At 70.6% G+C, this 12,388-nt stretch carries 14 protein-coding genes; 13 read left to right on the top strand and 1 reads right to left on the bottom strand.

Annotated elements, in window-relative coordinates; translation table 11 throughout:
- Positions 1 to 95 precede the first annotated feature (95 nt).
- The 10 genes from AB0F52_RS00820 (at position 96) to AB0F52_RS00775 (ending at position 8,091) form a co-directional block, all read left to right on the top strand.
- A complete protein-coding gene (locus tag AB0F52_RS00820; protein WP_360163157.1) occupies positions 96 to 1,025 on the top strand; it encodes an ABC transporter permease in 930 nt (309 codons plus the stop codon).
- On the top strand, positions 1,018 to 1,971 hold the full coding sequence (locus AB0F52_RS00815; protein ID WP_360163155.1) for an ABC transporter permease: 954 nt from the start codon (positions 1,018 to 1,020) through the stop codon (positions 1,969 to 1,971). The genes AB0F52_RS00820 and AB0F52_RS00815 overlap by 8 nt, the downstream gene beginning before the upstream one ends.
- Positions 1,972 to 1,977: 6 nt before the next feature.
- Entirely contained in the window at positions 1,978 to 2,979 is a 1,002-nt protein-coding gene (locus tag AB0F52_RS00810; RefSeq protein WP_360163153.1) for an ABC transporter ATP-binding protein, read from the top strand.
- Entirely contained in the window at positions 2,966 to 4,003 is a 1,038-nt protein-coding gene (locus AB0F52_RS00805) for a dipeptide ABC transporter ATP-binding protein (protein WP_360163151.1), read from the top strand. The genes AB0F52_RS00810 and AB0F52_RS00805 overlap by 14 nt, the downstream gene beginning before the upstream one ends.
- A gap of 74 nt (positions 4,004 to 4,077) precedes the next feature.
- Positions 4,078 to 5,805 (top strand): S8 family serine peptidase, encoded by a 1,728-nt coding sequence (locus AB0F52_RS00800; RefSeq protein ID WP_360163149.1) that lies wholly within the window; start codon positions 4,078 to 4,080, stop codon positions 5,803 to 5,805.
- A 153-nt stretch (positions 5,806 to 5,958) separates the two neighbouring features.
- Positions 5,959 to 6,789 (top strand): hypothetical protein, encoded by an 831-nt coding sequence (locus tag AB0F52_RS00795; protein WP_360163147.1) that lies wholly within the window; start codon positions 5,959 to 5,961, stop codon positions 6,787 to 6,789.
- A 216-nt stretch (positions 6,790 to 7,005) separates the two neighbouring features.
- On the top strand, positions 7,006 to 7,134 hold the full coding sequence (locus AB0F52_RS00790) for a hypothetical protein (RefSeq protein ID WP_360163145.1): 129 nt from the start codon (positions 7,006 to 7,008) through the stop codon (positions 7,132 to 7,134).
- Entirely contained in the window at positions 7,092 to 7,439 is a 348-nt protein-coding gene (locus AB0F52_RS00785; protein WP_360163143.1) for a hypothetical protein, read from the top strand. Before AB0F52_RS00790 ends, AB0F52_RS00785 begins: the two co-directional genes overlap by 43 nt.
- Positions 7,436 to 7,822, top strand: coding sequence for a hypothetical protein (locus AB0F52_RS00780; RefSeq protein ID WP_360163141.1), 387 nt, complete (start codon positions 7,436 to 7,438; stop codon positions 7,820 to 7,822). Before AB0F52_RS00785 ends, AB0F52_RS00780 begins: the two co-directional genes overlap by 4 nt.
- Positions 7,819 to 8,091, top strand: a complete 273-nt coding sequence (locus tag AB0F52_RS00775) for a hypothetical protein (protein ID WP_360163139.1) — start codon at positions 7,819 to 7,821, stop codon at positions 8,089 to 8,091. Before AB0F52_RS00780 ends, AB0F52_RS00775 begins: the two co-directional genes overlap by 4 nt.
- On the opposite strand, the gene AB0F52_RS00770 is transcribed toward AB0F52_RS00775, so the two are convergent.
- A complete protein-coding gene (locus AB0F52_RS00770) occupies positions 8,069 to 9,562 on the bottom strand; it encodes a peptidase S10 (protein WP_360163137.1) in 1,494 nt (497 codons plus the stop codon). The two genes, AB0F52_RS00775 and AB0F52_RS00770, sit on opposite strands and share 23 nt — an antisense overlap.
- Before the next feature lie 48 nt (positions 9,563 to 9,610).
- On the opposite strand from AB0F52_RS00770, the gene AB0F52_RS00765 reads away from it, so the two are divergent.
- The 3 genes from AB0F52_RS00765 (at position 9,611) to AB0F52_RS00755 (ending at position 12,387) form a co-directional block, all read left to right on the top strand.
- The gene (locus AB0F52_RS00765; protein ID WP_360163135.1) at positions 9,611 to 10,270 is read left to right on the top strand and encodes an endonuclease V; all 660 of its coding nucleotides are present in this window, start codon (positions 9,611 to 9,613) and stop codon (positions 10,268 to 10,270) included.
- Between the two features lie 14 nt (positions 10,271 to 10,284).
- Entirely contained in the window at positions 10,285 to 10,968 is a 684-nt protein-coding gene (locus tag AB0F52_RS00760) for a uracil-DNA glycosylase (protein WP_360164559.1), read from the top strand.
- An 84-nt stretch (positions 10,969 to 11,052) separates the two neighbouring features.
- Positions 11,053 to 12,387 carry an NAD(P)/FAD-dependent oxidoreductase gene (locus tag AB0F52_RS00755; protein ID WP_103336939.1) on the top strand — a complete coding sequence of 445 codons (1,335 nt, stop codon included), beginning with the start codon at positions 11,053 to 11,055 and terminating at the stop codon, positions 12,385 to 12,387.
- The last annotated feature ends 1 nt before the right edge of the window (position 12,388 follow it).

The raw sequence follows: 12,388 nt of genomic DNA, 5'->3' as shown, positions 1-12,388 counted from the left end.
ACCTGCCGCAACCACCACCACGCCGTCGTGAGTGGTAAGGAGGGGTCTGACCCGCCTTACCACTCACGACGGCCGGCGCGCACGAGGAACTCGTCATGATCCGCTATGTCCTGCGACGGCTGCTCCAGCTGATCCCGGTGTTCTTCGGCACCACGTTCCTGATCTACGTCCTGGTCTGGGCACTGCCCGGCGACCCGTTCTCGGGCAAGTGCGGCCAGGCCGCCTGCCCGGCGGCCTACGTCGCCCAGATGACCGAGAAGTACCACCTGAACGACAACATCTTCGTCCAGTACTTCAAGTACCTCGGGAGCCTCTTCACCGGCGACTGGGGCGAAACCTTCAACGGCACCTCCGTCGGCGAGCTGATCGCGACGTCGTACCCGATCACGCTGCGGCTGGCCGTGATCGCCGTCGCCATCGAGGCCGTCATCGGCCTCACCGCCGGCGTGCTGACCGGCCTGCGCGGCAAGGGTTTCCTCGACAACCTGGTGCTGGTGTCCACGACGTTCCTGATCTCGCTGCCGGTGTTCGTCACGGCGATCGTGCTGCAGCTCGCGCTGGGCGGCAACGGACTCGGCTGGATCGAGGCCAGCGTGTCGGAGGATCCGAGCGTCGGCGAGCTGATCGTGCCCGGCATCGCGCTCGGCAGCTTGTCGATGGCATACGTCGCCCGGCTGTCGAGAAGCAGCATCGCCGAAAACCGCCGCGCCGACTACGTGCGGACGGCGATCGCGAAGGGGCTGCCGCAGAGCCGGGTCGTCGGCGTCCACCTGCTCCGCAACTCGGTGATCCCGGTGCTCACGTTCCTCGGCACCGACCTCGGCGCCCTGATGGGCGGCGCGATCGTCACCGAAGGCGTGTTCAACATCAACGGGCTGGGCCGGCTGATCTTCCGCGGCATCCAGGACCGGGAGAGCGCGACCGTCGTCGGCGTCGTCGTCCTGCTGGTGCTGGTGTACCTGCTGATGAGCCTGATCGTCGACCTGCTCTACGCCGTTCTCGACCCGAGGATCCGCTATGACTGACCCGAACCTGGTGGGTGGTGGCGGTGCCGACGCGGCCGAGCTGTCCCGCGTCGACGACTCCGCCACCAGCCCGCAGAAAGCCCGCAGCCTGTGGAGCGACGCCTGGCAGCAGCTGCGGCGCAAGCCCGCGGTCATCGCCTCGGCGGTGATCATCCTGTTCATCGTGCTGCTCGCGATCGCCCCCGGCCTGTTCAGCTCGCGGGACGCGGGTTTCAGCGATCTGGCCCACGCCAACGAAGGGCCGTCCGCGGACGCCTGGTTCGGCTACGACAACCAGGGCGCCGACGTCTACGCCCGCACGATCTACGGCACCCGCGCCTCGGTGCTGGTCGGCGTGTTCTCCACGCTGCTGACCGTTCTCTTCGGCTCGCTCGTCGGCATCCTCGCCGGCTACTACGGGAGGTTCGTCGACAGCCTGCTCTCCCGCTTCGGCGACATCTTCGCGGGCCTGCCGTTCATCCTCGGCGCGATCGTCATCCTGACGACGTTCAACGCACCCGGCTCGAACCCCGGCGCTGTCACGATCATCGTCCAGGTGGTGTGCTCGATCGCCGTGCTGAGCTGGCCGGTGGCCATGCGCATCATGCGGTCGGCGACGCTGGTGGCCAAGCAGCTCGACTACGTCAAGGCCGCGCGCGGCCTCGGCGCCAGCACCCCGCGGATCATCTTCCGGCACCTGCTGCCCAACACCATCGCGCCGGTGCTGGTGTACGCCACCATCGCGCTCGGCGCGTTCATCGGTGCCGAAGCGACGCTCGCCTTCCTCGGCATCGGCGTGCGCGCGCCGGTGGTTTCGTGGGGCGTGCTGATCTCCGACTCGAAGGACTACTTCCAGAACGACCCGCACATGTTGCTGTTCCCCGGCGCCTTCGTCACCCTGACCGTGCTGGCCTTCGTGATGCTCGGTGACGGCATCCGCACCGCGCTCGATCCGAAGTCGAGGTAGATCTCCTTGTCCGACAACGAACTTCTGCTCGAGGTGGAAGATCTGCGCGTCGAGTTCCGGACGTCCGACGGCGTGGCGAACGTGCTCAACGGCGTCAGCTACTCCGTGCACGCGGGCGAGACGCTGGCGGTGCTCGGCGAGTCCGGTTCCGGGAAGAGCGTCACCGCCCAGACGGTGATGGGCATCCTCGACATGCCGCCGGGCGTGATCACCGGCGGTGCCGTGCGCTGGCGCGGCGAGGACCTGCTGACCGCGCCCGGCGAACGCCGTCGCGAAGTCCGCGGCAGCGAGATCGCGATGATCTTCCAGGACGCGCTGTCCGCGCTGAACCCGGTGTTCACCGTGGGCTTCCAGATCGAGGAACAGCTGCGCGTCCGGCTCGGCATGTCCAAAAAGGACGCGCGGAAGCGCGCGATCGAGCTGCTCGACACCGTCCGCATCCCGGCCGCGGACCGGCGGATCAAGGACTACCCGCACCAGTTCTCCGGCGGCATGCGCCAGCGCGCGATGATCGCGATGTCCCTCGCGCTCGATCCCGACCTGCTCATCGCCGACGAGCCGACCACCGCCCTCGACGTCACCGTCCAGGCCCAGATCATGGACCTGCTGGGCGAGATCCAGGCCGAACGCAAGATGGGGCTGGTGCTCATCACCCACGACCTGGGCGTGGTCGCCGAGGTCGCCGACCGGATCGCGGTGATGTACGCGGGCCGGATCGTCGAGCAGGCCGAGGTCGGCGAGCTGTTCCGCGCGCCGGGCCACCCGTACACCGCGGCGTTGATGGATTCCCTGCCCCGGCTCGACCTCAAAGGACAGACGCTGGAGACCATCAAGGGCCTGCCGCCGAGCCTGCTGCACATCCCACCGGGCTGTCCGTTCCACCCGCGGTGCAAGCGGGCGGAGGCGCGCTGCTCCTCGGAGGTTCCGCCCCAGCACGCCCTCGGCTTCGGCCGCACGAGCGCGTGTCACTTCGCCGAAGAGGTGGTGAGCTCCCGTGGCAGTATCTGATTCCGCCTCCGCTGGGAAGAGCACGTCGGCGGAACCCATTCTGTCGGTCACCGGCCTGAAGAAACACTTCCCGGTCCGCGTCGGCGTCCTGTTCAAGCGCACGATCGGCCAGGTCAAGGCGGTCGACGGCGTCTCGTTCGACCTGATGCCGGGCGAGACGCTCGGCGTCGTCGGCGAGTCCGGCTGCGGGAAGTCGACGCTGGCCCAGGTGCTGATGCGGCTCGAAGAACCGACGAGCGGGACGGCGACCTTCGAGGGCCGCGACATCTTCGCGATGCGCGGCGCCGAGCTGCGGAAGCTGCGGCGCGAGATCCAGATCGTGCTGCAGGACCCGTACACCTCGCTCAACCCGCGCATGACGGTCGGCGACATCGTCGGCGAGCCGTTCGAGATCCACTCCGAGGTCGCGCCGAAGGGCTCGCGGGCGGGCAAGGTGCGCGAACTGCTGGAGGTGGTCGGGCTCAACCCCGAGCACCTCAACCGCTACCCGCACCAGTTCTCCGGCGGCCAGCGCCAGCGCATCGGCATCGCGCGGGCGCTCGCGCTGCGGCCGAAGGTGATCATCTGCGACGAGCCGGTGTCCGCTTTGGACGTCTCGATCCAGGCGCAGGTGATGAACCTGCTCGGTGACCTGCAGGGCGAGTTCGGCCTGTCGTACGTCTTCATCGCGCACGACCTTTCGGTGGTGCGGCACCTGTCGAACCGGGTCGCGGTGATGTACCTCGGCAAGATCGTCGAGCTCGGCACCGAAGAGGAGATCTACGAACGGCCGTCCCACCCGTACACCCAGGCGCTGCTGTCCGCGGTGCCGGTGGCGGACCCGGCCGTGCGCGGGCACCGCCAGGTGATCCGGCTGACCGGCGACGTGCCGAGTCCCCTGGATCCCCCGTCCGGGTGCCGGTTCCGCACGCGGTGCTGGAAGGCCGAGGACCGGTGCGCGTCGGAGGTGCCGGAGCTGGTGCCCAGGACCGACGGGCACTTGTCAGCTTGTCACTTCGCCGAGCAGAAGTCGGTTGTTCCATAACGTACTTTTTGCCGTTGTACGCGCTATGTCCGGTCTATACGGTGCAGGAACCGCTTTCCGCGAGGAGGAGAAACGTGAAGAGACCCAGGCTTTTGGCCGCGGTGCTGGCCGTGCCGCTGTTCGGCGCGGTTTCCGCGGTCGCGGTCCCGGTCGCGTCGGCGCAGCCCGCGCTGGCCGGCCCGGCGACCGAATTCACCGTGCTCGCCAAGGACGTCCAGAGCATCGGCGGCGCCCAGCAGGCGATCAAGGCCGCGGGCGGCACGGTCCTGGAGACCAACACCGCGGTCGGCCTGATCAGGGCCAGCGCGCCGGCCACCGGCTTCACCGAGCGCGTGGCCACGAACCGCGCGGTGTTCGGCGCGGCCAAGGCCCAGTCCATCGGCTCGGTGCCGAAGACGGGCAAGAAGACCAAGGGTGACGCCGGCGTCGAGAAGGAAGGCCGCGGCACCGCTTCTTCGAAGAAGCCGGCCGCGGCCGCGTCGGCGGGCCTGGACCCGCTGGACGACCAGCTCTGGGGCCTCAAGTCCGTCCGCTCGGACCTCTCGCGCACCAAGCAGCCGGGCAGCAAGCAGGTCAAGGTCGGCGTCATCGACACCGGCATCGACGGCACGCACCCGGACATCGCGCCGAACTTCGACGAGGCCGACTCGCGCAACTTCACCCGCGACATCCCGACCGACGTCAACGGCGCCGAAGTCGACGGGCCGTGCGAGTTCCGCGGCTGCGTCGACCCGGCCAACCACGACGACGGCGGCCACGGCACGCACGTCGCCGGCACCATCGCCGCCGCGGCCAACGGCTTCGGCGTCTCCGGTGTCGCGCCGAACGTGACGCTGGTGAACATCCGCGCCGGCCAGGACTCGGGCTTCTTCTTCCTGCAGCCGACGGTCGACGCGCTGACCTACGCCGGCGACGCCGGCATCGACGTGGTCAACATGTCGTTCTACACGGACCCGTGGCTGTACAACTGCACGGCGAACCCGGCGGATTCGGCCGCCGAACAGGCCGAGCAGCGCACGATCATCGAGGCGACCCAGCGCGCGCTGAACTACGCGCACCGCAAGGGCGTCACGATGGTGGTCGCGCTGGGCAACCAGCACACCGACCTGGGCGCACCGCAGCCGGACACCACGAGCCCCGACTACCCGGCGAACGGCACGCACCCGCGCACGGTGGACAACTCGAGCTGCCTCAGCCTGCCGGTCGAGGGCAACCACACCATCGGCGTGAGCTCGTTCGGCCCGTCCCAGAAGAAGGCGGACTACTCGAACTACGGCCTCGAGCAGATCTCGGTGTCGGCCCCGGGCGGCTTCTTCCGCGACGGCTTCGGCACGCCGTGGTACCGCACGGTGGAGAACGAAATCCTCTCGACGTACCCGAAGAACGTGGGAATCGCCGATGGCAACATCGACGCGGACGGCAACATCACCGAAGCCGGCCTGACCGCGGGCGTCAAGAAGGCCACCGCCCCGGACGGTCGCGTCGGCTACTACCAGTGGCTGCAGGGAACGTCGATGGCCACCCCGCACGCCACCGGCGTCGCGGCGTTGATCATTTCCCAGTACGGCAAGAAGTCGCACGGCGAGTTCGGCCTGGACCCCGACAAGGTCCAGCGCGTCCTCGAGGGCACCGCGGCGAAGATCGCCTGCCCGGTGCCCCGCACGGTGGACTACCTGAAGGAGGGCCGCGACGCGACGTTCACGGCCACCTGCGAGGGTGACCCGTCGTTCAACGGCTTCTACGGCCACGGCGCGGTCGACGCCTACGCGGCGGTGACGCGCGGTTCGCAGTACCTGAAGTAGTTTTTCGCCCGGAAACGGCCCATCTCCTCCGGGAGGTGGGCCGTTTCCGTGGTCGGTCGCGCGGACCGCGAACACGGTGCTCGCGGCGCTTTCGGCACCTGAGACAACCTTTCCGGGGTGCTCCGCGTGTACGTGGGGACTGGGGGAGGTCCGTTGATCGTGCGCGAACCGGCGCTGCCGGTGGACCCGCGGCTGCCCGGCGAGCCGACGGTGCTCGAGGTGGGCCGCACGCGGCTGTGGCTGGCCCGGCGCGGGGTGCGGGTGTGGCTGCCCACGCGGCTGCTGGCGTTGCGCATCGGCGGGCGCGCGAACGGCGGGCGGGGGACACCCCCGTACGCGATCGTCTTCTGGGTCCTGTGGTGGTCCACCGGCGCCTTGTTCAAGGCAGCGGACCTGCCGGGGCAGGCCGCCGTCTTGGCCGTGCTCGTCGCCGTGTTCCAGGGGTTGCGCTGGCGGGCCGCGCAACGTCGTGATCAGCTGGCCGAGCGCCTGACCGGCGCCGGTGCACCACCCCCGCTCCGGAGCGCGGTGCACCGGGTCGGCTGGTGGTACCTCGTCTCGACGGCCGTCACGTTCGCCGGCGGGGCGGCGCTGTGCGCGGCGGCCTTCCTGACCGAACCGCGGTTCACCTGGAAGCACTGGTACCCGCCGGCGGTGGCGGTCGGGGTGCACACCTTCGCGCTGGCCGTCGGGGCGGGCGCGACCGCGTTCGTGCTGGGCCGGGTGCTCCGCGCACCGGTCATCGCGGAGGACCGGACGTCGCTGTGGGTCGACGGGCTGCTGCGGGCCGAGGACGCGTACCGGTTCGCCTCGAGCGTGGTGTACGCCGTGTTGGCGATGCCGATCTTCGTCGTCGACTGGGCGGCGCCCGGCCCGCTGGGGTGGTCGGCGCTGGCGTACCTGGTGACCGTGGCCGGTATGCAGCTGACGGGCTGGCTGCTGGTCCGCCGCCACCGGTTGCCGCCCGGCTTCTACGGCCGGTAAACCGTTCCGGCCTTTCGAGCGTGTACGGCGGGACGGGGGAGGTTCGATGGTGGTGGAAGCAGCATGGACGACGTTCGCCGAGAGACAGGGGACGCGGGCGTGGCCGGCCCGCCGCGGCGTGGTGGTGGTGGACGAGCCGACGCCGCTGCTCGCGGTGCGCGTCGGGGCCCGGGTGCCGGCCACGCGGTCCTACCAGGCCTACAGCGTGCTTTCTCCGTGGTCTGGGTGGCGGCCGGGCAGGTGGGCCGGCGGTACCTCGCCGCGGTGGTGACGACGTTCGGCGGCGGCGTGGTCCTGGGCGCGTGGTACGCCGCCAACCCGGCGGGCTGGCGGCCGCACTGGTGATCGGCGCCGCGAGCGTGGCCCCGGTCTTCGCCCGGGCCCTGCGCGCCCCGGTGATCGCCGAGGACGAGGCTTCGGCCGCCGTCGACGCGGCCGTGCGGGCCCACGACACCCGCGCGTTCGCGGCGCCGTTCACGTTCACGTTCCTGGTCTGGATCGACCTGTCCACCAGCTGGCCGTGGCCCCCGGCGCGGTTCGTGCCCGCGGTGGGGTACTTCGTCCTGGTGGTGGCGGTCCACGTCGGCGCCGCGATCGAGGCCCGGCGCCAGAGCCTGCCGCGCGGCCACTACGGAACGGTGACCCCGTGACCGCCGCGGTGACGGACGCGGAGCGCGCGGCGGCCGGTCGCTGGTTGGTCAAGCACCGCGTCGAGGTGCCGACGATGACCGACCTGCTGGCCCTGCGGCTCGGCTTCCGTGCCGGCGCGCGGCCCCCAGGGGCGTGGCGGTGGATCGTCGTGGCCGGCCTGGGGTACGCGGCCGTCATGATCGGGTTCGCGGGCCTGGTCTTCCTGCCCGGTGTCCGCGGCGGGGAGCTGATGGACAGCTCGTACGTCTTCTTCCTCATCATCGCCCAGCACCTCGGCTACTGGCTTCCGGGCGCGGATCCGCCACGACGCCGTACCGCACGTACGCGGGGAGCCGGCTCCTCCTGCTGGCCCTGGGCGCGGCGGTCACGGCCGCGATGGTGACCGACGTCTTCCGGCGTCCGGTCATCGCGGAGGACGCAACGTCCCGGGCCGTGGACACCGCCCTGCGGCGGCACGACCTGCTCGTGGCGATGCCCGGGATCTACGCCGTTCCGGCGCTGATCGATCCGCTGGTCGGCCACGCCCAGCCACCGGAGTGGCGGGCGTGGCTGGCCGGCTACGCCGGTCTCGCGGTGGCGACGCAGGTCGTCGTGGGTGTCGCGCAGTGGCGGCGGCTGCGGGCCGTGCTCAGCGGTTCGACGCCTTCTTGACGAACTTCGCCAGGTCCTTCGACTGCTGCACCCGGGTCGGCTCGTGGATGTACATCATGTGGCCCGCCGGGTAGTACGCCGAGTCGATGTTCTCGCGCAGTTCCTCCGGGATCTGCAAGTGGGCCAGCACGTGCTCGGCCGCGTAGTACGCCGTCGCGCCGTCGTAGTGACCGAAGGCCACGTGCACCTTCAGGTGCGGGTTCGCGCGCATCGCCGCGCTCAGCGAGTCCACCACCGACACCGAACGGCCCTCGAAGTCCGAGTACGACCACGCCTTGAACGTGTCCTCGCTGATGAGCTCGTAGGGCAGGTCGTTGGCGTACCCGAGCTCGGCCCGCACGTAGTGGTTGAACGCCGCCGCGTACGCGCCGACCACGCGGGAGATCGACGGGTCGTCGCTCATGTGCTCGCGGCCGCCGTCCGGCTCCCACGTCGTGAACCGGCCGTCCATCCGGCCGACCGTCAGGCCGCGGTCGCGCAGCAGCTCGGTGAAGAACCGGACGTGCTCGATCCGCAGGTTCACCCGGTCCACATAGGACTCGGCGAGGCCGGTCAGCGACGCCAGCGTGGCCACCGCGTCCGTCCGGTCCTGAGTGGACAGCCGGGCGCCGCGGGCCAGCGCCCACGGCAGGTCCTTCGCCGCGAAGTCCTCGGCGTCGGCGAGGACGTCGTCGAGCGGGCGCTCGCCGTGCAGGCCGTGGTAGTGCGCGATCGCCGCGTACGTCGGCACGTACAGCGAGTACGGGAGGTCGTTGCCCTCGGTGAACCGCAGCGTGCCCAGGTCGAGCACCGACGAGATGAGCAGCAGGCCGTTCAGGTACAGCCCGTGCCGGTCCTGCAGGTGCGCGGCCAGCCCGGCGGCGCGCAGCGTGCCGTACGACTCGCCGGCCAGGAACTTCGGCGACAGCCAGCGCTGGTGGCGCGACACCCACAGCCGGATGATCTCGCCGACCGACTCGATGTCGCCCTTGAAGCCGTGGAAGTCCTTCGTCTCGCCGCCTTCGGACGCGCGCGAGTAGCCGGTCGACACCGGGTCGATGAACACCAGATCGCTGTGCACCAGCAGCGTCTCGGGGTTGTCGGCCAGCCCGTACGGCGGCGGCACCAGGTCGTCGACGTCGCCCGAGAGCACCCGGCGCGGTCCCAGCAGGCCCATGTGCAGCCAGATGCTCGACGAGCCGGGGCCGCCGTTGAAGGCGAACGTCACCGGCCGCGACCCCGGATCGGCGTCGTCGAGGGTGTAGGAGGTGATGAACACCTCCGCCTTCGCCTTGACGCCCTCGGACTTGCCGTCCTTGACGATCTCCTTGCGGAGGACGATCCGCCCCGCCTTCGCCGTGTATGCGAGCTTCTTCCGCTTCACGGTCAAGGTGTGCTGGGTCGTGACGATGTCGTCGGTCGGCTCGGCCGGGATCTCGGTCGTCTCCGCGGCCTTCGGCTCGGAGGCCTCTTCGGGGGTGCTGTCCGCCATGGACCCAACTTAGTCGGCGGGAACGGGCGGCTGTGGCAGGGTGACCTGGTGCACACCGAGGACTGGCCGGCGACGATCGAGGAGGCGCTCGCCGTGCAGGAACGGCTTCGCGGCCGGGTCGAGCTCGCCGACGACTGCCCCGAGCTGCCGCCGACGGTCACCGGCCTCGACGTCGCCTACGACGACACCGGCGGCATCGCGGCGGCCGTCGTCACCCTCGAGACCACCGGGCTCACCGTGGTCGAGGAGCGGACCCACCGCGCGAAGGCCGTCTTCCCGTACGAACCGGGCCTGTTCGCCTTCCGCGAGCTGCCGCCCCTGCTGGCCGCGCTCGAGCGGCTGGAGCGCACGCCCGACGTCCTGGTCTGCGACGGTCACGGCCGCGCCCACCCCCGGCGCTTCGGCCTGGCCTGCCACCTCGGCGTGCTGACCGGACTGCCCGCGTTCGGCGTCGGCAAGACCCGGTTCATCGGCTCGCACGGCACGCCGGCGCACGTGCGCGGGTCGTCGGAGCCGCTGGTCGACGCCGGGGAGGAGGTCGGCGCGGTGCTCCGGACCCAGGACGGCGTCAAGCCGGTGTACGTCTCGGCCGGCCACCGGATCGGCCTGGCCCACGCCTGCCGGCTGACGCTGGCGCTGACCCCGCGCTACCGGCTGCCGGAGACCACGCGGCACGCCGACCGGCTGTCCCGGGCGGCGCTGCGATGAGGCCGATGAAGTCGATGAGGTCGCTGCCCGAGCTCGACGCCGCGGTGGCCGGCTGCCGCGCGTGCCCGCGGCTGGTGGCCTGGCGCGAGGGCGTCGCGGGCACCAAGGCGGCCTTCCGCGGCGAGGAGTACTGGGCGCGCCCGGTGCCGGGGTTCGGGCCGCCGGACGCGTCGCTCGCCGTCGTCGGCCTGGCGCCCTCGGCGCACGGCGCGAACCGCACCGGGCGGATGTTCACCGGCGATCCGTCGGGTGATTTCCTGTTCCGGGTCCTGCACGAGGTCGGGCTCGCCTCACAGCCGACGTCCGAGCGGCTCGGTGACGGCCTCGAGCTGTACGGCACCCGGCTCGTTTCGCCCGTGCGGTGCGCGCCGCCGGAGAACAAGCCGACACCGGCCGAGCGGGACACCTGCCGCCCGTGGCTGGCCGAGGAACTCGCACTGTTACGTCCGACACTGCGGGCGATCGTCGTGCTGGGCGCGTTCGGCTGGCAGGCGTCACTGCCCGTGCTGGCGGCGGCGGGCTGGCCGGTGCCGCAGCCGCGGCCGGCGTTCGCCCACGGAGCCGTCGTGGAACTGGGCGACCTGCGGCTTTTCGGCTGTTATCACGTGTCGCCGCGCAATGTCCAGACACACCGCGTGACCCACGCCATGGTGGCGGACGTCTTCCGGGCCGCGACCTCGGTGACAGGGCACGACTGAATCGTTACGGAAACCGCAGCGACGCTGGTCACAGCCGGATGGGGCCCCCGAGCGAGGTCGCGGCGAAGGTGTCACCATGAGGACATGGCTGCTGCGAAGTCGAAGTCGGAACCGACTCGGATCCTCGTCCTCGGTGGTGGGTACGTCGGGCTCTACACGGCGTACGGCCTCCAGAAGATGCTCCGGGCCAACGAGGCCTCCGTGACCGTCGTTGACCCGCAGCCCCACATGACCTACGCGCCGTTCCTCCCGGAGGCCGCGGCCGGCGCGATCGAGCCCCGGCACGTGGTCGTGCCGCTGCGGCGCGTGCTCAAGCGCTGCCACGTGCTGACCGCGCGCGTCACCAAGATCGAGAACGAGAAGAAGTCCGTCACGGTCGAGGCGGCCGACGGCCACGTCGAGCAGCTGGGCTACGACATCCTCGTCGTCGCGCTCGGCGCCGTCGCGCGCATCCTCCCGATCCCGGGCCTGGTCGAGCAGGGCATCGCCTTCAAGACCATCGGCGAGGCGATCTACCTGCGCAACCACATCATGACCAAGCTCGACGAGGCGGCCAGCACGCTCGACCCCGAGCTGCGCAAGCGCCTGCTGACGTTCACGGTGGTCGGCGGCGGGTTCGCCGGCATCGAGGCGCTGGCCGAGCTCGAGGACATGACCCGGTTCGCGGTCGAGAACTACTACCCGAACATCAAGACCTCCGACATCCGCTGGGTGCTCGTCGAGGCGGCCGGCCGCATCCTCCCCGAGGTCCGCGAGACGCTCGGCGTGTACACGGTCGAGCAGCTGGAGAAGCGCGGCATCGAGGTCTACCTGTCGACGGCGGCGAAGTCGTTCGAAAACGGCCACGTCGTGCTCTCGGACGGGACGGAGTTCGACACCGACACGATCATCTGGACGGCCGGCGTGAAGGCCAACCCGGTGGTCGGCCAGTCGGACCTGCCGGTCGACAAGCGCGGCCGCCTCGAGGCGACCGCCGCGATGCAGGTCGTCGGCCACCCCGACGTCTGGACCGCCGGCGACAACGCGGCGATCCCGGACCTCTCGCGCACGGAAGAGGACCCGACGGCGACCTGCCCGCCGAACGCGCAGCACGCGGTCCGTCAGGCCCGCCTGCTGGCGAAGAACATCATCAAGGTCCTGCGCGGCGGCAAGCCGAAGGACTACTACCACAAGAACCTCGGCGCGGTGGCGAGCCTCGGCCTCCACAAGGGCGTCGCGGACGCGCTGAACCTGAAGATCAAGGGCTTCCCGGCCTGGCTGTTCCACCGCGCCTACCACCTCAAGGCGATGCCGACGTGGAACCGCCGCATCCGGATCCTGTTCGACTGGATCCTCGGTGGCCTGTTCCGCCGCGAGGTGATCTCGCTCGGGCAGATCAACAACCCGAAGGACGAGTTCGCGCGCGTCTCGAAGTCCTGAC

The sequence above is a fragment of the Amycolatopsis sp. NPDC024027 genome, from assembly GCF_040638975.1.
Lineage (GTDB): Bacteria > Actinomycetota > Actinomycetes > Mycobacteriales > Pseudonocardiaceae > Amycolatopsis.
The sequence above is the reverse complement of the archived record's forward strand: the minus strand, read 5'-3'. Positions and strand labels throughout refer to the sequence as shown.